General features: G+C 64.6%; 15 protein-coding genes and 3 pseudogenes. 10 read left to right on the top strand and 8 right to left on the bottom strand.

Features of this window, described 5'->3' with window-relative positions; all coding sequences use genetic code 11:
- The 5 genes and pseudogenes from H0485_RS03580 to H0485_RS21625 form a co-directional block, all read left to right on the top strand.
- Positions 1-164: pseudogene (locus H0485_RS03580) on the top strand (IS5/IS1182 family transposase); the annotation flags it as partial.
- A gap of 56 nt (positions 165-220) precedes the next feature.
- Positions 221-520 (top strand): annotated as a pseudogene (locus H0485_RS03585) (winged helix-turn-helix domain-containing protein); the annotation flags it as partial.
- Positions 521-671: 151 nt separating this feature from the next.
- Positions 672-2,933, top strand: a complete 2,262-nt coding sequence (ligA, locus tag H0485_RS03590) for an NAD-dependent DNA ligase LigA (protein WP_226934003.1) — start codon at positions 672-674, stop codon at positions 2,931-2,933.
- On the top strand, positions 2,930-5,020 hold the full coding sequence (gene recG, locus H0485_RS03595) for an ATP-dependent DNA helicase RecG (RefSeq protein ID WP_226934289.1): 2,091 nt from the start codon (positions 2,930-2,932) through the stop codon (positions 5,018-5,020). The genes ligA and recG overlap by 4 nt, the downstream gene beginning before the upstream one ends.
- 222 nt (positions 5,021-5,242) lie before the next feature.
- Positions 5,243-5,365, top strand: a complete 123-nt coding sequence (locus tag H0485_RS21625; protein ID WP_255613299.1) for a hypothetical protein — start codon at positions 5,243-5,245, stop codon at positions 5,363-5,365.
- 378 nt (positions 5,366-5,743) lie between these two features.
- On the opposite strand, the gene H0485_RS03600 is transcribed toward H0485_RS21625, so the two are convergent.
- The gene (locus tag H0485_RS03600; protein ID WP_226934004.1) at positions 5,744-6,181 is read right to left on the bottom strand and encodes an iron-sulfur cluster assembly scaffold protein; all 438 of its coding nucleotides are present in this window, start codon (positions 6,179-6,181) and stop codon (positions 5,744-5,746) included.
- A gap of 76 nt (positions 6,182-6,257) precedes the next feature.
- Between H0485_RS03600 and hisI the strand changes: the two genes are divergently transcribed.
- Complete coding sequence (hisI, locus tag H0485_RS03605; protein WP_226934005.1) at positions 6,258-6,617, top strand: phosphoribosyl-AMP cyclohydrolase; 360 nt, start codon at positions 6,258-6,260, stop codon at positions 6,615-6,617.
- An 11-nt stretch (positions 6,618-6,628) separates the two neighbouring features.
- On the opposite strand, the gene gluQRS is transcribed toward hisI, so the two are convergent.
- The 4 genes from gluQRS to gyrA are packed head-to-tail and all read right to left on the bottom strand — an operon-like array spanning position 6,629 to position 11,973.
- Positions 6,629-7,459 (bottom strand): tRNA glutamyl-Q(34) synthetase GluQRS, encoded by an 831-nt coding sequence (gene gluQRS / locus H0485_RS03610; RefSeq protein ID WP_226934006.1) that lies wholly within the window; start codon positions 7,457-7,459, stop codon positions 6,629-6,631.
- Positions 7,460-7,464: 5 nt separating this feature from the next.
- Positions 7,465-8,793, bottom strand: coding sequence for a methylenetetrahydrofolate--tRNA-(uracil(54)-C(5))-methyltransferase (FADH(2)-oxidizing) TrmFO (gene trmFO, locus H0485_RS03615; RefSeq protein WP_226934007.1), 1,329 nt, complete (start codon positions 8,791-8,793; stop codon positions 7,465-7,467).
- A gap of 31 nt (positions 8,794-8,824) precedes the next feature.
- Entirely contained in the window at positions 8,825-9,142 is a 318-nt protein-coding gene (locus tag H0485_RS03620) for a hypothetical protein (RefSeq protein WP_226934008.1), read from the bottom strand.
- The gene (gyrA, locus tag H0485_RS03625) at positions 9,139-11,973 is read right to left on the bottom strand and encodes a DNA gyrase subunit A (RefSeq protein WP_226934009.1); all 2,835 of its coding nucleotides are present in this window, start codon (positions 11,971-11,973) and stop codon (positions 9,139-9,141) included. The genes H0485_RS03620 and gyrA overlap by 4 nt, the downstream gene beginning before the upstream one ends.
- Before the next feature lie 197 nt (positions 11,974-12,170).
- Here gyrA and H0485_RS03630 point away from each other — a divergent pair, with 197 nt between their 5' ends.
- Positions 12,171-13,220: a lysine-2,3-aminomutase-like protein gene (locus tag H0485_RS03630; RefSeq protein WP_226934010.1), complete on the top strand. Its 1,050-nt coding sequence runs from the start codon at positions 12,171-12,173 to the stop codon at positions 13,218-13,220.
- Between the two features lie 117 nt (positions 13,221-13,337).
- Here the strand turns inward: H0485_RS03630 and rocF are convergent, their stop codons facing one another.
- A complete protein-coding gene (gene rocF / locus H0485_RS03635) occupies positions 13,338-14,261 on the bottom strand; it encodes an arginase (protein WP_226934011.1) in 924 nt (307 codons plus the stop codon).
- A 287-nt stretch (positions 14,262-14,548) separates the two neighbouring features.
- Here rocF and H0485_RS03640 point away from each other — a divergent pair, with 287 nt between their 5' ends.
- From H0485_RS03640 to H0485_RS03650, 3 genes are all read left to right on the top strand, one after another.
- On the top strand, positions 14,549-16,681 hold the full coding sequence (locus H0485_RS03640; protein WP_226934012.1) for a heme lyase CcmF/NrfE family subunit: 2,133 nt from the start codon (positions 14,549-14,551) through the stop codon (positions 16,679-16,681).
- Entirely contained in the window at positions 16,678-17,148 is a 471-nt protein-coding gene (locus H0485_RS03645) for a cytochrome c-type biogenesis protein (RefSeq protein ID WP_226934013.1), read from the top strand. Before H0485_RS03640 ends, H0485_RS03645 begins: the two co-directional genes overlap by 4 nt.
- A gap of 174 nt (positions 17,149-17,322) precedes the next feature.
- Positions 17,323-18,099 carry an enoyl-CoA hydratase-related protein gene (locus tag H0485_RS03650; protein ID WP_226934014.1) on the top strand — a complete coding sequence of 259 codons (777 nt, stop codon included), beginning with the start codon at positions 17,323-17,325 and terminating at the stop codon, positions 18,097-18,099.
- Positions 18,100-18,264: 165 nt separating this feature from the next.
- Here H0485_RS03650 and ilvN read toward each other — a convergent pair whose 3' ends face one another.
- Complete coding sequence (gene ilvN, locus H0485_RS03655; protein WP_226934015.1) at positions 18,265-18,825, bottom strand: acetolactate synthase small subunit; 561 nt, start codon at positions 18,823-18,825, stop codon at positions 18,265-18,267.
- A gap of 79 nt (positions 18,826-18,904) precedes the next feature.
- A pseudogene (locus tag H0485_RS03660) lies at positions 18,905-20,653 on the bottom strand (acetolactate synthase 3 large subunit); the annotation flags it as partial.
- Between the last annotated feature and the right edge of the window lie 97 nt (positions 20,654-20,750).

A 20,750-nucleotide genomic window follows, 5' to 3' on the forward strand; every position in this document is an offset into this window, starting at 1 on the left:
ACCGCCGAAGCCGCGTCGAGACGAAGATGCATTGCGTGAAGCTGCTGGGCCAGCGGCTCATGGCTCGGGACTTCGACCGTCAGGTCGCCGAGCTCCAGGTCCGCATCGCCGTCCTGAACGGCTACACCGCGCTCGGCATACCTGTCACGGAAGCCGTGGGATAAGTCTGTCCGGGGAAAGGGGAACCTCGGCCAACACGCGATTTGCGCAACAGAGCCCAAAAACTGTGGAAAGCGGCGGGAAAAAAATTCATCTGACTGGTAAAGAATATCAGATGCTGGAATTGCTCTCGCTGCGCAAAGGCACCACGCTGACCAAAGAAATGTTTTTAAATCATCTGTATGGCGGAATGGATGAGCCCGAGCTGAAAATCATTGATGTATTTATCTGCAAGTTGCGCAAAAAACTGGGCGAGGCGACCGGCGGCGAGACCTATATCGAAACCGTCTGGGGCCGGGGCTATGTGCTGCGCGACCCGGATGTCACCAAGGAAGAGGATGGCATTGCCGCCGTCGGCTGAGGCTGCTGCGGCAAAGGGATCCCGGCGCGCGCGGCGTGGGGCCGGGCAGGGCTGAAATTTCCGCTGGCCGACGGGCTGCGGGGCATGACGCGGCTTTACCTCGCCGCGCAGCGCGCCTAATTTCGCCGCCACCATAGCGGCGGAGGGGGCGATGAACGCCAGAGCGATCGAAACACTCACCGAAGCCGAGGCGCGTGCCGAACTGGCGGATCTGGCCCGGCGCCTTGCCGCTGCCAATCGCGCCTATCATACGGAAGATGCGCCGGAACTGAGCGATGCGGATTATGATGCGCTCAGACAGCGCAATGCCGCGCTTGAGGCCCGATTCCCGGCGCTGCGCCGGGAAGACAGCCCCTCGGCCCGGATCGGCGGGCCGCTGGCAGAGGGCTTTGGCAAGATCCGCCACGCGGTCGCCATGCTCAGCCTTGGCAATGCCTTTGAGGATAGTGATGTCGTTGATTTTGACGCAAGGGTGCAGAGTTTTCTGAACCAGCCCGGCACCATTGCCTATACGGCCGAGCCCAAGATCGATGGCCTGTCGCTGTCGCTGCGCTATGAAAATGGTGTTCTGGTCCAGGCTGCGACCCGCGGCGATGGTACGACCGGCGAGAATGTCACCGCCAATGCCCTGACCATCGCTGATATCCCGCAGCGCCTCGAAGGCGCCCCGGCGATCTGCGAGGTGCGCGGCGAGGTCTATATGTCGCATGCCGAATTCGCGGCACTGAATGCGCGCCAGGCCGCGAAAGGCGACAAGGTTTTTGCCAATCCGCGCAATGCGGCGGCGGGCAGCCTGCGCCAGTTTGATGCAGAGATCACCGCCGGGCGGGTGCTGAATTTCTTTGCCTATGCCTGGGGCGAGCTTTCCGAGCCGCTGGCCACCACCCAGTTCGGGGCCATCGCCCGGCTGCAGGCCATGGGGTTCCGCACCAATCCGCTGACCGTGCTTTGTACGGGGCCAGAGGAAATGATTGCGCATTATCAGCGCATTGGCGAGCAGCGCCCGAAGCTCGGCTATGATATTGATGGCGTGGTCTATAAGGTGAATGATCTGGGCCTGCAGGCCCGGCTGGGCTTTCGCGCCACCACGCCGCGCTGGGCGATTGCGCATAAATTCCCCGCTGAGCTGGCCTGGACCCGGCTTGAGGCGATTGATATCCAGGTCGGCCGCACCGGCGCGCTTTCGCCGGTGGCGCGGCTGACGCCGGTCACGGTCGGCGGCGTCGTGGTCTCGAATGCGACTTTGCATAATGAGGATTACATCCAGGGCCGCGATTCGAAGGGCGCGCCGATCCGCGAGGGCCGCGATATCCGCATCGGCGATCTGGTGCAGATCTACCGCGCCGGGGATGTTATCCCTAAAATTGCCGATATTAATCTGGCCGAGCGCCCGGCCGGGGCTGCGCCCTATCTCTTCCCCGAGATCTGCCCGGAATGCTCCAGCCCGGCGATCCGCGCGCCCGGCGATTCGGTGCGCCGCTGTTCGGGTGGGCTGATCTGCCCGGCGCAAGGCGTTGAAATGCTGAAGCATTTCGTTAGTCGTGCTGCTTTTGATATCGAAGGGCTCGGCGCGAAACAGATTGAAATGTTCTATAGCGATCCGGTGCTGCCGGTGCGCAGCCCGGCGGATATTTTCACCCTTGCCGAACGCGATGCCGCCAATCCGCTGAGCAAACTGAAGAACCGTGAAGGATTTGGTGAGACTTCGGTGCGCAAACTCTTTGCAGCGATTGATGAGCGGAGGGTGATTTCTTTCGAGCGGCTGCTGTTTGCTCTGGGCATCCGCGATGTGGGTGAGGTGGCGGCGCGCGATCTGGCGCGGCATTATTCCAGCTGGCCGGCGCTGATCGCAGCGGTGGATGCGGCGCATCCGGCGGCTTTGCGGCAGATCGCCGCCGATGAGGCCGAGGCTGATGAACGGGCCGCAGCCCTGCAGGCCGGTCGCCGTGCCGCCCCGGGCCGGGTGCGTGCTGCGGTCTGGGATGCAGAACCGGCGCTGCCAGCCGGGGCGGTTGCGGCCTGGAATGAGCTGCTGTCGATCGACGGCATCGGCACGGTTCTGGCGGTCTCGCTGGTCACGGCCCTGGCGCCGGGCGGACATGAACGTGCGGCGGTCGAGGCGCTGGTGGCCCAGCTGCGCGAGATCACCGCACCGGCCGCGCGGGCGACGAGCAGCCCGGTTGCCGGAATGACGGTGGTCTTCACCGGCACGCTCGAAAAAATGACCCGGGCCGAGGCCAAGGCCCGGGCCGAGGCTCTGGGTGCGAAAGTGGCGGGATCGGTTTCGGCCAGAACCAGCCTGCTGATTGCCGGCCCCGGGGCCGGCTCCAAGGCGAAGGATGCCGGGAAATATGGTGTCCGGGTGATTGATGAGGATGAGTGGCTGGATCTGATCGGCGGCGGCGCATCGTGAGCCGCCCCGAGGCCCTGTTTCCGCTGTTTTCCGGGCTGGACCGGCTCGACGGGATCGGGCCGAAAACCGCGAAAGCGTTTGAGGGGCTGGAGGTCACCCGGCCAAAGGATCTGCTGTTTTTGCTGCCTTATGCCGGGATCGACCGTAGCCCGCGCGACAGTCTCGACGCCTGGATCCTGCCGGCAACGGTCACGCTGCTGGTTGAGGTGCTGCGCCATCTGCCGGCCCGTAACCGCTCGGCCCCGGCGGTGGTCCAGGCGCGCGACAGTGCCGGAAATCTGCTCGACCTCGTGTTCTTCCATGCCCGCGGCGATTATCTGCAAAAGGTTTTGCCGGATGGCGCGCAGCGGCTGATCTCGGGCAAGGCCGAACCTGGTGATTATGCGGTGCGGATTGTTCATCCCGATCATATCCTCAGCCCGGATGATGCCGCCAGCCTGCCGGGATGGGAGCCGGTCTACCCGCTGACCGCCGGGGTGAGCCAGAAACTGATCACGCGGGCCGCGGCCTCGGCGCTGAAGGATCTGCCCGATCTGGCGGAATGGATTGATCCGGGGCTGAAGGCGCGCGAGGCCTGGCCTGGCTGGGCCGAAGCGCTGCGTCAGGCGCACCGGCCGGGCGGGGCAGAGGATCTGGCGATCACCGCGCCGGCCCGGGCGCGGCTCGCCTATGATGAGCTTTTCGCGCATCAGCTGACCCTGGCGCTGGCGCGTCAGGGGATGCGGCGCGGCAAGGGGCGGCCGAGTGCTGGCGACGGGGCGCTGCGCCAGCGGGTGCTCGGTGCGCTGCCCTGGCCGCTGACCGGGGCGCAGGACCGGGCGATTGGCGAGATTGCCGCGGATATGGCCAGCGCGCAGCGGATGAACCGGCTGCTGCAGGGCGATGTCGGTGCCGGCAAAACCCTGGTGGCGCTGATGGCGCTCATGATCGCGGTTGAGGCGGGGGGGCAGGCTGTGCTGATGGCGCCTACCGAAATCCTCGCGCGGCAGCATCTTGAGGGGCTGGAGCCTCTGGCCGCCGCCGCCGGGGTGCGCCTTGAGCTGCTGAGCGGGCGCGACCGTGGCGCCGAGCGGGCGGCCAAGCTGGAAGCCCTGGCCTCGGGGGCGGTGCAGATCCTGGTTGGCACCCATGCGGTGTTCCAGAAAGACGTGCAGTTTCAAGATCTTCGCCTTGCGGTGATTGATGAGCAGCATCGCTTTGGCGTGGCGCAGCGGATGGAGCTGGGGGCGAAGGGCCAGGCGGCGGATGTGCTGGTGATGACCGCGACCCCGATCCCGCGCAGCCTGGCGCTGGCCTCTTATGGCGATATGGATGTCTCGGTGCTGGATGAAAAGCCGCCGGGCCGCAAGCCGATCCGCACCGCTCTGGTCTCGGACGGGCGGATCGATGAGGTGGTGGCGCATCTGGCCCGGGCGATCAGCGCCGGAAATCAGGCCTATTGGGTCTGTCCGCTGGTCGAGGAGAGCGAACTGGTCGATCTGACCTCGGCCGAGACCCGCTTTGCCGCTTTGCGCGCCGTGCTGGGCGAGGGCCGGGTCGGGCTGGTGCATGGCCAGATGCCCGCCGCCGAGAAAGACGCGGCCATGGCACGGTTTGTCGCCGGCGAAACCGGGGTTCTGGTGGCGACCACGGTGATTGAGGTGGGGGTGAATGTGCCCAATGCCACGATCATGGTGGTGGAACGGGCGGAAAACTTTGGTCTCGCGCAATTGCATCAGCTGCGTGGCCGGGTCGGGCGTGGCACGGCGGAATCGACCTGTCTGCTGCTCTATCAGGCGCCGCTCAGTGGCAGTGGTGAGCGGCGGCTGAAAATTTTGCGCGATACCGAAGACGGGTTCCGCATTGCCGAGGAGGATCTGGCGATGCGCGGTGCCGGCGATCTGATCGGCACGGCGCAATCGGGCTTGCCGCGCTTTCGCATCGCCGATCCCGAGCGCCAGGCCGGGCTGATGGCGGTGGCGCAAACTGATGCCCGGGCGCTTCTCACCAGCGATCCGGCGCTGGAGGGGGAGCGCGGCCGGGCGGCGCGCAGCCTGCTCTGGCTGCTCGATCAGGACCGGGCGATCCGGCTGCTGAGCGTCGGCTGAGGCCGGCCTCAGCCCGCCCGGACCCCAGGTCCTCTCTCTGACAGATTCTCAAGCTGAGCTGATTCTCAGCTGTTCCCCCCCCGGCGGTCACAGCCGGGGCATATAAGCCTCTGATCTGTCTTGATTTTGTTTTGTTCACAAATGTTCTCAAAAAGTTCTTTACAGGGCGGTGTTGCTGTGAGAACAATATGGCAACAAAACAACGAACAGATGGAGATGAGGATGTTTGCCCGCCGTAAAGCCGCCCGCCGCAGCGCCGATCTGAACCTTGCAGAGGATGTGATCGGGGTGATTGCGCTCTTTGCGCTGCTGTTCCTGGCGCTTGGCCTGCCCGGTCCGATCTGAGCGTTTTTTCCTGGAATTTCTGCCTGCGGTTTGTCCCCGGGCGCGGTTGCCTTCCTGTCCCGATCAGAAGGCCGGTTCTGCTTCTGCCTGTTCGCAGCTCCCCGCGCTCCAACCGCTCAACTGCCGCCGCCGTCTTCAGACGTGCGGCGGTTTTTTCATCACTTGCACCGGCACAATGGTGGCGGCAGGCCTTCGAGGGCAGAGGGCAGAGGGCAGAGGGCAGAGGGCAGAGGGCAGAGGGCAGAGGGCAGAGGGCAGAGGGCAGAGGGCAGAGGGCAGAGGGCAGAGGGCAGAGGGCAGAGGCGCTGCGTCCGGGCGTCTGCGATGCTTTTCCCGAAGGGCCAGTGTCGGGGAAATTTGCCGGGCGCGGCCCGGCCGTCAGGCGCCGGCGGCGCTCAGCGCGTCGCAGCTTGCCTCAAGCGCCAGCAGGATCGAGGCATGGCGATTGGTGAATTCACGCGCGGGCGCGAGCAGGCCATAGCCCTCAAACGGCGCGTCAGGCACCGGGCCAGCCTCGCTCAGCATGGCTTTCAGCTGATCGCGGGCCTGGCGGATCTCGGCGGCGCTGCGCCCCAGAACCACCTGACCGAGGATCGCGGCCGAGGCCTGACCCAGCGCGCAGGCCCGTACATCCTGGGCGAAATCAGTGATTCGCCCCTCGTGCAGCGTCAGATCAACGGTGAGGCTCGAGCCGCAGAGCGGCGAGCGGCGTTTCGCGCTGCCCTGGGGGGCCGCGAGCCGCCCGGTCAGCGGGATATTGGCCGCCAGATCCAGAATTTGCCCTGAATAGAGCGCGATCAGATTGCTTTCACTCATAGCCGCGCGCCCCGGTAGCTTGCTCTCCGTCAGGGCCTGTGTAATGCCGCTGGCCGGTCGCGCCAAGGAGAAGCCGATGCCTTTTGATCCTTCCAGCCTGAAATTTGACGTGAACGGCCTCTTGCCCTGCATCGCCCAGGACCATGTGAGCGGCGAGGTGCTGATGCTGGCCTGGATGAATGCCGAGGCGGTGGCCAAGACGCTCGAGACCGGCCGCGTCACCTACTGGTCGCGGTCGCGTGCCAGTTTCTGGATCAAGGGCGAAAGCTCGGGCCATGTGCAAAAGCTGATCGAGCTGCGCCTTGATTGCGACCGTGACTGCCTGCTGGCCCTGGTCGAACAGCAGGGCCCGGCCTGCCATACCAACCGCCGCTCGTGTTTCTATACCGCGATCCGGGCGGGGGAAGAGCAGATCCTGAGTGCCCCGATCGCCTGAACCGCGCGGGTTCAGCGGCGGGGCGGAAAGCCTGCCATGGCCCGGATTTCCGCCGGGCTGCTGCCATCGGCGCGGTATTTCGCCAGCGCCCGGGCATCATCGCGCTTGGCCAGCCTTCTGCCCGCCGCATCGCGGATCAGCGCATGGTGGTGATAATCCGGCGTCGGCAGCGCCAGCAGCTTCTGCAGCAGCACATGCAGGGCGGTTGCCTCGAACAGATCGGCGCCGCGCGTCACCTCGGTAATGCCCTGGGCGGCGTCATCGACCACGACCGAGAGATGGTAAGAGGTGCCGATATCGCGCCTGGCGAGGATGATATCGCCGATCCCCGTCACCATTTCCCCGGCAGTATAGCGGTAGATCCCGGGGCTTGTGCCGGTCTCGGTAAAGCTGATCCTGCCCCCGGCTGCCTGCATCGCTTTGGCCATATTCAGCCGGATCGCGCCGTCTTTATACCCCTGATCGCGGCAGGTGCCGGGATAGACCGGGCCATCGGGGCCGGACATCGGCGCGCCCTCCTGGGGCGCCGAGAGCGCGGCTTTGATATCGCCGCGGCTGCAGTGGCAGCCATAGGTCAGCCCCTGGGCGCTCAGCTGATCAAGCGCCGCCTGGTAGAGCGCCATCCGTTCTGACTGGCGCAGCACCGGATCTTCCCAGCGCAGCCCCAGCCAGGCCAGATCCTGATAAATCGCCGCCTCATACTCCGGGCGCGAGCGGGCCTGGTCGATATCCTCGATGCGCAACAGCAACCGCTCGCCACGCGCGGCGGCGACCAGGGCGGCGCAGGCATGGCCCAGATGCAAAGGGCCGGTGGGTGAGGGTGCAAAGCGCGTGACCCTCACCGGATTTATCCCAGCCAGGCCGTGAAGGCCTCTTTCGCGCGGTCGGTATAGGCCTTGTAGCGGTCCTTGCGGCCGCGCCGCCCGCCTTTGGCATCAATCGGCGGGAAAAGCCCGAAATTCACATTCATCGGCTGGAAAGTCTTCGCCTCGGCCCCGCCGGTAATATGGGTGATCAGCGCGCCCATCGCGGTTTCGGGCGGCGGCGGCGGCAGGTCCTGGCCCTTGATCTGGGCGGCGGCCATCCGGCCTGCGAGCAGACCCATGGCAGCCGATTCCACATAGCCCTCCACCCCGGTCACCTGACCGGCAAAGCGGATATGCGGTTTCGATTTCAGCCGCATCTGCTGGTCGAGCAGGCTCGGCGAATTCAGGAAAGTATTGCGGTGAATGCCGCCCAACCGGGCGAAAGAAGCATCTTGCAGGCCGGGAATCATTTTGAAAACAGCGGTTTGCGCGCCATATTTCATCTTGGTCTGGAAGCCGACGATATTATAGAGCGTGCCAAGCGCATTGTCGCGCCGCAGCTGCACCACCGCCCAGGCCTTTTCCTCGGGCCGGTGCGGATTGGTCAGGCCGATCGGCTTCATCGGACCAAAGCGCAGGGTCTCGCGGCCGCGTTCGGCCATGACCTCAATCGGCAGGCAGCCGTCGAAATAGCCCGCCGTCTCGCCTTCGCGGAATTCGGTTTTCTCAGCCGCCAGAAGCGCGTCGATAAAGGCCTCATATTGCTCGCGGTTCATCGGGCAGTTGATATAGGCCTTCTGCTCCTCCTCGGTCTCGCCCTTGTCATAGCGCGATTGCCGCCAGGCCACCGACATATCGATGCTTTCGGCATAGACAATCGGCGCGATGGCATCAAAGAACGCCAGGCTTTCGGCCCCGGTCTCGGCCTGAATGGCCTTGGCCAGCGCGCCCGAGGTCAGCGGGCCGGTGGCGATGATCCACTGGCCGCTCTCGGGCAGCTCTGCAATCTCGCCCGGGGCGAATTCGATCAGCGGATGGGCGCGCAGCCGTTCGGAAACCGCCGCCGAGAAAGCGTCGCGGTCAACGGCAAGGGCACCACCTGCGGGCAGTTTATGATGCTCGGCCATGGCCATGATCAGACCATTCGCCGCCCGCATCTCCCAGTGCAGAAGGCCGACGGCATTTCGCTCGTCATCATCTGAGCGGAAGGAATTGGAGCAGACCATCTCGGCGAAATCGCCGGTGCGATGGGCGAAGGTCCCGACAGCGGGACGCATCTCATGAAGAACCACCGGCACGCCCGCTTCAGCCGCCTGCCAGGCCGCCTCAGATCCGGCCATGCCGCCGCCGATGATGTGAAGTTTTTCCATGCCCTGCATCTAGCCCCGGGGGGCGCGCAGTTCAACTGCCCTGAGAGGCTGCGGCGAAAAGCGCGGCGCGCTCGGCGGCGATAAAGGCGTCATGATCCGCGATCACCAGGCCAAGCGCAGCAGCATGATCGAAAAAGCCCCGGGCGGGCAGGCCAGAGCCCAGCCTTGCGCGGCAGAGCGCGGCGCGCAGCGGGCGTCGGGCGGCCAGATCTGCCTGCATCAGCGTCTCAAGCGCACTGGTCAGCGCAGCCATCCGCAGGCCCAAATCGCGGGCAAGGCTGCCATAAGAGATGGTTTCGCCCGCCGCCGCGAGGGCGGCGAGCCGTGTTTCAAGCGCGCTCAGGCTCACGCCTCAGGGCCGGTTTCCGGAGCCTTCGGAGTGCCGGGGCCGTCAGTCGGGGCGGGGCTGTCAGTTGGGGCGGGGCTGGCAGCGTGAGCGCTGGCCTCGATGATTTCCGCCTCGCCCACCTCATCGGCCTGCTCACCGATGCGGGCGACCGAGACCACCTCTTCCTCGCCGCCGGTATTGAGCACCTTCACCCCACCCGCCGAACGCGAGCGGAACGAGATCTGATCGACCGGCACCCGGATCGACTGACCCGAAGAGGTGGCGAGCATGATCTGATCCGAGAGATCGACCGGGAAAGAGGCCACCAGATTACCGCCGGGCATGGCTTTGGCAAAGGCGGTGACGCCCTGGCCGCCGCGACCGCGCACCGGGTAATCATGGCTGGACGAAAGTTTCCCCAGACCGCGGGCGGTGATGGTCAGGATCAGGTCTTCGGCCGCCGACATCTCAGCATAGCGTTCGGTTGAAAGCTGGCCTTCGGCTGCGCCATCTTCTTCCTCATCCGCCGCTTCATCCTCGGTCACGCCCGCCATAAGGCGGCGCTGCTTCAGATAGGCGGCCCGTTCAGCCGGATCGGCCTCGAAATGGCGGATGACCGACATCGAGACGACCTTATCCCCGCCCTGCAGGCGGATGCCGCGCACCCCGGTCGAGCCGCGCGATTTGAACACCCGGATCTCGGTCGTGGGGAAGCGGATCGCCCGGCCACCGGCGGTGACCAGCATCACATCGTCATTCTCATCGGCAATTGCGGCATTCACCAGCGTCACGCCTTCGGGCAGGTTCATCGCGATCTTGCCGTTGCGTTTGACATTGGTGAAGTCCGACAGATCGTTCTGACGCACATCGCCATCCGAGGTGGCGAAGACGATCTGCAGATCGGCCCATTCTTCCTCGGCCACATCCACCGGCATCAGCGCGGCGATGGAGACCCCGGTCTCGATCGGCAGGATATTGACCAGGGCTTTGCCTTTGGCATTGCGCCCCGCCACCGGCAGACGCCAGGTCTTGAGCTTATAGACCATGCCCGAGGTGGTGAAGAACAACAGCCAGGTATGGGTATTGGCGACGAAGAGCGTGGTGACCACGTCATCTTCCTTGGTCTGCATCGACGAGAGGCCCTTACCGCCGCGGTTTTGCTGGCGGAATTCGGCCAGCGGCGTGCGCTTGATATAACCGCCGGAGGTGATGGTCACGACCATATCCTCACGCTCGATCAGATCCTCGATATCCATATCGCCTTCCCAGTCGGCGATCTCGGTGCGGCGCGGCACGGCGAACAGGGCTTTCACCTCGTTCAGCTCGTCAGAGATGATGCCCATGATCCGGTCGCGCGAGCCGAGGATTTCGAGGTAATCCTTGATCTTCGCCGCCAGCTCTTCCAGCTCATCGGTGACTTCCTTGACCCCGATCGCGGTCAGGCGCTGCAGGCGCAGCTCGAGAATGGCGCGGGCCTGAATCTCCGAGAGATTATAGGTGCCATCCTCGTTCATCTTATGCGAGGGATCGTCGATCAGGCGGATATAGGGCGCGATATCCATGGCCGGCCAGCGCCGGGTCATCAGCCGCTCGCGCGCTTCGGCCGGATCAGCCGAAGAGCGGATGGTGGCGACGATCTCATCGACATTCGAGACGGCGACGGCCAGACCGCAGAGAATATGGCTGCGCTCGCGCGCTTTACGCAGCTCAAAGGCGGTGCGGCGGGCCACAACTTCCTCGCGGAAGCTGATGAAATGCACGAGGAAATCGCGCAAAGTCAGCACTTCGGGCCGGCCACCGTTCAGCGCCAGCATATTGCAGCCGAAATAGACCTGCATCGGGGTAAAGCGCCAGAGCTGGTTCAGCACCACTTCCGGCGTGGCATCGCGCTTCAGCTCGATCACCACCCGCACGCCAACGCGGTCGGATTCATCGGCGACCGAGGCAATGCCCTCAATGCGTTTTTCGCGCACCGCTTCGGCGATCTTTTCGATCATCGAAGCCTTGTTCACCTGATAGGGGATCTCATCAACGATGATCGCCCAGCGGTCCTTGCGCAGCTCTTCGGTATGGGTTTTGGCGCGGATGATCACCGAGCCGCGCCCCTCGAGATAGGCTTTACGCGCGCCGGAGCGGCCAAGGATCTGCCCGCCGGTGGGGAAATCCGGGGCCGGGATGATCTCCATCAGCTGTTCGGTCGAAATATCGGGATTGCCGATCATGGCCAGCGTGGCATCGACCACCTCGCCAAGGTTATGCGGCGGAATATTGGTCGCCATGCCGACGGCGATACCGCCGGCGCCATTGACCAGCATATTGGGGAAACGCGCCGGCAGCACCGTGGGCTCGCGGTCCTTGCCGTCGTAATTGTCCTGGAAATCGACGGTATCTTTGTCGATATCGGCCATCAGGAAGGCCGAGGGCTTGTCCATCCGCACTTCGGTATAGCGCATGGCCGCAGCCATATCGCCATCCATCGAGCCGAAATTGCCCTGACCATCGAGCAGTTTCAGCGACATCGAGAAGGGCTGCGCCATCCGCACCAGCGCATCATAGATCGAGCTGTCGCCATGCGGGTGATATTTCCCCATTGTGTCGCCAACCGGACGCGCCGATTTGCGATAGCTCTTGTCATGGGTATTGCCGGATTCGTGCATGGCGAAGAGAATACGCCGGTGCACCGGCTTCATCCCGTCGCGCAGGTCAGGGATCGCGCGGCTGACGATCACGCTCATCGCGTAATCGAGATAAGCGGTCCGCATTTCCTGCGTGATATCGACCTGGGGGCCGTCCCAGACCGGTTTTTCCGGCTGTTCGGCTGCGTTTTCAATATCTTCCGGAATGTCCGCCACGATCTGCCTTCTCTTGCCCTGAGGGGCCTTCATTTGGTTGGCTAAAAGCCTACACCATACCAGCGCCAGGGTGCAATGGCAGCGGATCCGCGAGGGCCAGGATCAGCCGGGCGCCAAGCCTTCGCCGGGGGCCCGGGGCCCGGGCAGGGCGCGGCCGGGACTTGTGGCCCCGGCTTTGCGGATCTAAATCAGCGCCTATGAATAAGCGCATTTCCCCTGAAAAACCGGCCCTGACCACGGTGAGTGATCTTCTGCGCGAGGGTCTGGCCGAGCCCGGAGCAGCGGAGGTGCTGGAAAAAGTCACCGCCTCGTTCCGGATGCGCATCTCCGGGGCGATGCGGGCCGCAGCTGATCTGGCCGGGCCGGGGGTGGCGGATCAGTTCCTGCCCGCCGCGTCTGAGCTGCAGATCCTGCCCGAAGAGCTGGCCGATCCGATCGGCGATGATGTGCACCGCCCGGTCGAGGGGCTGACGCATCGCTATCCGGACCGGGTGATCCTGCATGCGACGCAAAGCTGCGAGGTCTATTGCCGGTTCTGTTTCCGCCGTGAGGCGGTGGGCGAGACCGGACAGCTGGCCGAGGAGGAGTTTCGCCGGGTGCTGGCCTATCTGGCGGATCATCCGCAGATCCATGAGGTGATCCTGACCGGCGGCGATCCGCTGGTGCTCTCGCCGCGCCGGATCGGCGCGATGCTTGAGCGGCTCTCGGCCATAGAATCGGTTCAGGTGATCCGCTTCCACAGCCGCATTCCGGTGGTGGCGCCAGAGAAGATCAGCCCGGAACTGATCGCGGCTTTGCAGGTGCGCCCGGCGGTCTGGATGGTGGTCCATACCAATCACCCCGGCGAAATCACCCCCGAGGCCGAAGAGGGGTTCCTGCGCCTCGCGCGGGCCGGGATCCCGCTGTTGTCGCAGACCGTGCTGCTCAGGGGGATCAATGCCGACCCGGATGTGCTTGAGGCTTTGTTTCGCGCCCTGATCCGCAACCGGGTCAAACCCTATTACCTGCATCATCCCGACCTGGCCAAAGGCACCGGGCATTTCCGGCTGTCGATTGCCGAGGGACAGAAGATCTTCGCCGCCCTGCGCGGCCGGATCTCGGGTACGGCTCTGCCGACCTATGTGCTCGATATTCCGGGCGGTTTTGGCAAAGTGCCGATCGGGCCGGGCTATCTGGAGCCCCAGGGCGAGGGGCGCTGGATCGTCACCGATCCGAATGGCGGGCGCCATGATTACCGCGATCTGTAAGGCAAAGGCCGGGGGCCAGCCCCCGGTCCCCCGGGAGATTTCCCGACAGATGAAAAATGCGCAGATTTCATCTGTCTCTTAAATATCCCGGGGTCCGGGGCAGCGCCCCGGCCTCTTTCATTTCGCGCGGGTCGGGCGGTCGAAGACTTTGCGGCCCATAAGCGAGCCGACCAGATCGACCATCAGCCGCGCCGTCATGCCCCGGTCATCGAGGAAAGGGTTCAGCTCGACCAGATCAAGCGAGCTGACCAGGCCGGATTCGTGCAAAAGCTCCATCACCAGATGCGCCTCGCGGAAGGTGGCGCCGCCTGGCACCGTGGTGCCAACCGCCGGTGCGATCGCGGGGTCGAGGAAATCGACATCGAGCGAGACATGCAGCAGCCCGTTTTCCGCCCGCACCCTGGCGAGAAACTCGCGCAAAGGCGCGGCAATGCCCCGCTCGTCAATCACCCGCATGTCATTGATGGCAATGTCGCGCTCGAGCATGGCGGCATGTTCCTCGGGATCGACCGAGCGGATGCCAAACATACAGATCCGCTCGCCCGGCACCGGTGCAGGGAAGGGCGGGAAGGCGTCAAACCCCTCGCGGCCATTGATATAGGCCAGGGGCGTGCCATGCAGATTGCCGCTGGTGGTGCTCAGCGGCGTGTGAAAATCGGAATGGGCATCAAGCCAGAGCAAAAACAGCGGCCGGCCGATGGCTGCGGCATGGCGCGCTGCCCCGGCAACGCTGCCCAGCGCCAGCGAGTGATCACCGCCCATGATCACCGGGCATTCGCCCAGCGCCAGCACCCCGGCGACCGCCGCCGACAGGGCCTCGGTCCAGGCGAGGGTTTCGGGCAGCTGATCCACCGCCGGATTGGGGCTGTCGGCCAGCGGCAATGCGGCAATGGCGACATCGCCGTAATCGCGGACCAGATGGCCTTCGGCGGCAATGGCGCGGGCCAGTCCGGCCACGCGGTAGGCGGCGGGGCCCATCAGGCAGCCGGGGCGGCGCTGGCCGCTGTCGACAGGGGCACCGATCAGGGTGATAGGGGGCAAGGCCGGCTCCGTTTTTTTAAGAAAGCGACTGGATTGCTGAGAAAAACCCCGGATTTCCTGCGAAAGAGCCGGGTTTATTGAGGCAGGTCAGGGTCAGCCTAACCGTTTCCGGGCGGCCGGGCCAGTCTGCTGCGCCGCCGCTGGCGGTGTTTCTGCCCTGATCCGCCGGGGGAGAGCTGGCCTCATCACAAGGATGTAAGGCAAATCGGCGCGGCTGATGGGCGCAGCCCATTGGATCAGCGCCTTTGCGCCGCTAAAGTCGGCGGCAATACGGGGAGAGATCCGGGATGATTGTTGAACTTGGGCATTTCGCCCTGATCCTTGCGCTGATGGTGGCGCTGTTGCAGTCGGTGCTGCCGCTCTGGGGCGCCAGCCGGGGCAATGCCATGCTGATGGCCCTGGCGGCGCCCGCAGCCGTGGTGCAGTTCGCGCTGATCGCTTTGTCTTTTGCGGCGCTGACCTGGGCCTTTGTGACCTCCGATTTCTCGGTGGCGCTGGTGGTGGCGAATTCGCATACGCTGAAGCCGATGCTCTATAAAGTCTCGGGCGTCTGGGGCAATCATGAGGGCTCGCTGCTGCTCTGGGTGCTGATCCTCGCCTTGTTCGGCGCCTCAGCCGCCTGGTTTGGCGGCAATCTGCCTGAGAGGCTGCGTGCCCGGGTGATCGCCATTCAGGGGCTGATCGGCGTGGCCTTCCTCAGCTTCCTGCTCTTCACCTCCAATCCTTTCCTGCGCAGCGCCTTCGCACCGATGGACGGGCGCGATCTCAATCCCTTGCTGCAGGATCCCGGTCTCGCCTTCCATCCGCCCTTCCTCTATCTTGGCTATGTCGGCCTATCGATGGCCTTCAGCTTTGCCATTGCGGCGCTGATTGAGGGCAGGGTGGATGCGGCCTGGGCGCGCTGGGTCCGGCCCTGGACCCTGGCGGCCTGGATCTTCCTGACCATCGGCATCGCGCTCGGCTCGTGGTGGGCCTATTATGAGCTGGGCTGGGGCGGCTTCTGGTTCTGGGATCCGGTCGAGAATGCCAGTTTCATGCCCTGGCTGCTGGCCGCCGCTCTCCTGCATTCGGCGATTGTCGTCGAAAAGCGTGAATCCCTGAAAAGCTGGACGGTGCTGCTGGCGATCCTCGCCTTTGGTTTCTCGCTGATCGGCACCTTTATCGTGCGCTCGGGCGTGATCACCTCGGTGCACAGCTTTGCCAATGATCCCGAGCGCGGCTCGTTCATCCTCGCCATCCTCGCCTTCTTCACCGGCGGCGGGCTGATCCTTTTCGCCTGGCGGGCCTCGGCGATGGAGGCGAAGGGCGTCTTTGGCCTCGTCAGCCGCGAAAGCGCGCTGGTCGCCAATAACATCCTGCTGGCGGTTTCGGCCTTCGTGGTCTTTGTCGGCACGCTCTGGCCCCTGTTCGCGGAACTGGTGCTCGGCCGGGTGATGTCGGTGGGCGAGCCCTTCTTCAACGCCGCCTTCACCCCGTTCTTCGTCGGCCTTGCGCTGATCCTGCCGCCTGGTGCCATGCTGGCCTGGAAGCGCGGCGATCCGGCGCGCGTAACGGCACAGCTGGCCCCGGCGGCGCTTCTGGCGCTGGCTGCCGGGCTGATTGCACTGGCAACGGTTGCCGGCCAGGGGCTGATCGCGCTGGCGATCTTTGCCGCAACCGGCCTCGCGCTGGCGCTGATCTGGCCGAAACTTCCCGCCGCTTTCCGGGCAAAACTGCCGCTGCTGGTGCTGCTTCTTGGGCTGATCGGCCTGGTCTATGCCGTGACCAGCGGCCGTTCGGCGCTGGGGCCGATCGGGGTGATGCTGGGCGCCTGGGTGATCTTTGGGGCCATGACCGACCTCTGGTCGCGCACCGGCAGGGGCAGGGGCCGTCTGGCCCGGCTGGCCCGTTTGCCGCGCGCTGAATGGGGCAAGGCGGTGGCCCATGCCGGGATGGGGCTGGTGATCTTCTCGGTTGCCGCGCTGATGGCCTGGAAGACCGAAGAAATCCGCGTGGTTTCAGAGGGTGAGAGCTTTGCGCTTGGCCCCTATCAGGTGCAGCTGGTTGATGTCGAGGAAACCCGGGGCCCGAATTACCTGACCACCATGGCCGAGATGCGGGTGACGCGCGGCGGGGCGAATGTGGTGACTTTATACCCCGAAAAGCGGATCTATCCGGTCCAGGCCATGCCGACGACCGAGGCGGCGATTGATTACGGGCTGCTGCGCGACATCTATCTGGTGATCGGCGATGCGCAGCAGGACGGCGGCTGGGCGGTGCGCGCCTATATCGAGCCCTTTGCCAATCAGCTCTGGCTTGGCTGTCTGATGATGGCCTTTGGCGGGCTGCTGAGCCTGTCCGACCGCCGGCTGCGCCTGGCGGCGGGCAGCGCGAAAGCGCGGGCACCGGTCGCGGGCGGTAAGGCGGAGGCGGCGAAATGAGCCAGCTTCGTGCGCTTCTGCTCAGCTTCGCCCTGACCTGCAGCGCTGCACCGGTACTGGCGGTGCAGCCCGATGAAATCATGGCGGATCCGGGGCTTGAGGCCCGGGCCCGGATGATCAGCCGCGAGATCCGCTGCCCGGTCTGTCAGGGCGAGACCATTGACGACAGCAATGCCCCGATCAGCCGCGACCTGCGGCTGATCATCCGCGAGCGGTTGCTGGCGGGCGACAGCAATGATGAGGTGATCGATTTCGTCGTGATGCGCTACGGCGAATTCGTGCTGTTCAACCCGCGCCCGGCGGGCTGGAATATCGTGCTCTGGGCTGCTGGTCCGGTGATGTTCCTGATCGCCGCCGGCGGCGTCTGGCTGGTTCTGCGCCGCGCGCAGCGGGCCGGGCCAAAGCCGGTTGAGGCGCTGAGCCCGGCTGAGGAGGCCCGGCTCAGCGAGATCCTGAAAGACGAGTGAGAGCAGCGGCTGACCCGAGGGCTGACCCGGGGATGCCCCGGGGCTGATGGTGGCAAATCCGCTGCCGGTCCGGGGCTGATCCGGGGCTGAACGGGGGGGCTGACGTGGCGTAGCCATTGCAGCGCTTTGCTCCGGCGGGCAGATTTTTCTGACCCCCGGGGCAGAGGAGCCGCCATGATGTATCAGACCATCCGCTATCAGCTTGAGGACGGTATTGCCCGGATTACGCTCAGCCGCCCCGAGGTGATGAATGCGCTCTCGGCGCTGATGCGGCGCGAGCTGCGCGCGGCGCTGACCAGGGCGGTGGAGGAGGCGCGGGTGGTGGTGCTGACGGGCGAGGGCCGGGCCTTTTGCTCGGGCCAGGATCTGCAGGATGCGGGCGATCCGTCACAGATTGATTTTGAGGCGGTGCTGAACGGCGAATATGTGCCGCTCTTGCGCGCCATTACCGAAGCGCCGATCCCGGTGATCGCCGCGGTCAATGGCGCGGCGGCGGGGGCGGGGGCGAATATTGCGCTGGCCTGCGATGTGGTGATCGCGGCCGAAAGCGCCAGTTTCATCCAGGCCTTCACCCGGATCGGCCTGATTCCCGATGCCGGGGGCACCCATTGGCTGCCGCGCCAGATCGGCCTTGCCCGCGCCATGGGGGCGATGCTTTTCGCCGATAGGATCACGGCGCGCCAGGCCGCTGACTGGGGCATGATCTGGGAGGCGGTGCCCGATGCCGAATTTGCGGCGGTGATCGCGGCACGGGCGGCGCATCTGGCACAGGGGCCTGGTCTCGCCTATCGCGGCGTGAAACAGGCCTTGCGCCAGTCCTTCGATCTTGATCTCGCAAGCGCGCTGGCGCTTGAGGCGCGGCTCCAGGGCGAGGCCGGGCAGAGCGCGGATTTCCGCGAAGGGGTCCGCGCTTTTCTGGAAAAACGCGCGCCCCGCTTCACCGGCGGCTGAGCGGGGGCGGGAGAGGCCAGCCCCCTGTGCCGCCGCCGGGGGGGGCAGCAAGATCAAAAAAGGGGCCACGACGGGCCCCTTTTCTTCTGGCTGAGAGCGGGGGCTCAGATCCCCCGGGGCCCAGTTCCCTGTGGCCCAGTTCCCTGTGGCCCAGATCCCTGCGTCTCAGATCCCGCGCGACAAAGCGGCAACGCCGGTGCGGGCGATCTCTTTCAGGCCGAGCGGGCGCATCAGATCGGCGAAAGCATCGATCTTTTCCGGGGTGCCGGTCATCTCAAAGATAAAGCTCTCGAGGCTGGTATCGACGACCTTGGCGCGGAAAATCTCGCAGAGCCGCAAAGCCTCGATCCTTGCATCGCCCGAGCCCACCACTTTCAGCAGCGCCAGCTCGCGCTGCACGCTCGGGCCCTCGGCGGTCAGATCATGCACCGCATAGACCGGCACCATGCGCGAGAGCTGCTTTTCGATCTGATCGATCACCGCCGGCGTGCCGCGGGTGACGATGGTGATGCGCGAGCGGTGGCCGGTATGGTCGACCTCGGCCACGGTCAGACTGTCGATATTATAGCCACGCCCCGAGAACAGGCCGATGACGCGCGCCAGCACGCCCGGCTCATTCTCGACGATGACGGCGAGGGTATGGCTTTCGACGATCTCGGAATGCGGATCGCGCAGATCATAGGCGGAATGGCTGGTCGAGCCGCGTTTGATATTCAGTGCCGACATGGGTTTAAGCCTTGAGAAAAGAGAGGGTCAGAGCGCAGGCGAGGGGGCCGGGGGCAGGATAACCCCCGGCGGATCCGCCTCAGACCAGCACCGCGCCGGATTTGAACGCACTCGCATCGGCCGAGAGCAGCATTTCATTATGCGGCTTTCCGCTCGGGATCATCGGGAAGCAATTCTCGTGCTTTTCGACCAGGCAGTCAAAGATCACCGGGCCATCGTAACGGATCATCTCCATGATCGCATCATCAAGATCCTTCGGATCCGAGCAGCGCAACCCCTTACAGCCGAAGGCCTCAGCCAGTTTCACGAAATCGGGCAGGCTTTCCGACCAGGACTGGCTGTAGCGCTCGCCATGCAGCAATTCCTGCCACTGACGCACCATGCCGAGGCGCTCATTATTGAGGATGAACTGCTTGACCGGGGCGCGGAACTGCATCGCCGTGCCCATTTCCTGCATATTCATCAGCCAGGAGGCCTCACCCGCGACGTTGATCACCAGAGCCTCAGGATGGGCGATCTGCACCCCGACCGAGGCCGGGATGCCGTAGCCCATAGTGCCGAGGCCACCGCTCGTCATCCAGCGGTTCGGCGCATCGAAATGCAGGAACTGCGCCGCCCACATCTGATGCTGGCCGACCTCGGTGGTGATATAGCGGTCCATGCCTTTGGTCAGGGCCTCAAGGCGCTGCAAAGCAAATTGCGGCTTGATGATGCTGGCCGAGTTTTCATAGGCGAGGCAATTGACCGCCTTCCATTCCTCAATCTGTTTCCACCATTTCGCCAGGCCCTCTTTATTGACCTTGCGACCGCGCGCCTTCCAGATTTTCAGCGCATCTTCCAGCACATGGCCGACATCGCCGACGATCGGCACATCGACACGGATCACCTTATTGATCGAGGAAGGGTCGATATCGATATGAACCTTGGTCGATTTCGGGCTGAAATCGGCGAGGCGGCCGGTGATGCGGTCATCGAAACGCGCGCCGACATTGATCATCAGATCGCAGCCATGCATCGCCAGATTGGCCTCGTAAAGGCCATGCATCCCCAGCATACCGAGCCAGGATTTACCGCTGGCCGGATAGGCCCCAAGGCCCATCAGCGTCGAGGTGACCGGGAAGCCGGTGGCATCGGCAAATTCGCAGAGCAGCTGGCTGGCGCCCTTGCCCGAATTGATCACGCCGCCGCCGGTATAGAACACCGGGCGCTCAGCGGTTTCCATCAGCTCGACCAGGCGGGTGATCGCCTCGATATCGCCTTTCACCTTCGGCTGGTAATGCGCGGTGCGGGCCTTTTGCACCGGGGTATAGCTGCCGGTGGCAAATTGCACATCTTTCGGAATATCGACCAGCACCGGGCCGGGGCGGCCCGAGAGCGCGACATGGAAGGCCTGGTGAATGGTTTCCGACAGCCGCTCGGTTTCTTTGACCAGCCAGTTCATTTTGGTGCAGGGGCGGGTGATGCCGACGGTATCGGCCTCCTGGAAGCCATCGGTGCCGATCATGAAGGTCGGCACCTGGCCCGAGAGCACGATGATCGGGATCGAATCCATCAGAGCATCGACGAGGCCGGTCACCGCATTGGTCGCACCAGGACCCGAGGTCACCAGCGCCACGCCGATCTTGCCGGTCGAGCGGGCATAGCCCTCGGCCGCATGAACCGCGCCCTGTTCATGGCGCACCAGGATGTGACGGATGTCATTTTGCTGGAACAATTCGTCGTAAATCGGCAGGACCGCGCCGCCCGGGTAGCCGAAGACCACCTCGACGCCCTGATCCTTCAGGGCCTGCACCACCATCTTCGCGCCGGTCATCGTCTTCATTCTCTGGTCCTCTCGCCGCTTTCGTGCGGCCCGCCGTCAAAAACAAAAAAGCCCCCGAGGGTTATTCCGGGGGCGCATGGGGGATTTTATGGCAACCGTTACC

Source organism: Pseudogemmobacter faecipullorum, assembly GCF_020539525.1.
Taxonomy (GTDB): domain Bacteria; phylum Pseudomonadota; class Alphaproteobacteria; order Rhodobacterales; family Rhodobacteraceae; genus Pseudogemmobacter; species Pseudogemmobacter faecipullorum.

Bases quoted from the DNA above. Each gene is read 5' to 3' on its own strand.
- H0485_RS03630 (WP_226934010.1), top strand. From the start codon at position 12,171: ATGAATAAGCGCATTTCCCCTGAAAAACCGGCCCTGACCACGGTGAGT.
- ilvN (WP_226934015.1), bottom strand. From the start codon at position 18,825: ATGTCGGCACTGAATATCAAACGCGGCTCGACCAGCCATTCCGCCTAT.
- ligA (WP_226934003.1), top strand. From the start codon at position 672: ATGAACGCCAGAGCGATCGAAACACTCACCGAAGCCGAGGCGCGTGCC.
- trmFO (WP_226934007.1), bottom strand. From the start codon at position 8,793: ATGGAAAAACTTCACATCATCGGCGGCGGCATGGCCGGATCTGAGGCG.
- H0485_RS03600 (WP_226934004.1), bottom strand. From the start codon at position 6,181: ATGAGTGAAAGCAATCTGATCGCGCTCTATTCAGGGCAAATTCTGGAT.
- H0485_RS21625 (WP_255613299.1), top strand. From the start codon at position 5,243: ATGTTTGCCCGCCGTAAAGCCGCCCGCCGCAGCGCCGATCTGAACCTT.
- H0485_RS03645 (WP_226934013.1), top strand. From the start codon at position 16,678: ATGAGCCAGCTTCGTGCGCTTCTGCTCAGCTTCGCCCTGACCTGCAGC.
- H0485_RS03640 (WP_226934012.1), top strand. From the start codon at position 14,549: ATGATTGTTGAACTTGGGCATTTCGCCCTGATCCTTGCGCTGATGGTG.
- hisI (WP_226934005.1), top strand. From the start codon at position 6,258: ATGCCTTTTGATCCTTCCAGCCTGAAATTTGACGTGAACGGCCTCTTG.
- H0485_RS03650 (WP_226934014.1), top strand. From the start codon at position 17,323: ATGATGTATCAGACCATCCGCTATCAGCTTGAGGACGGTATTGCCCGG.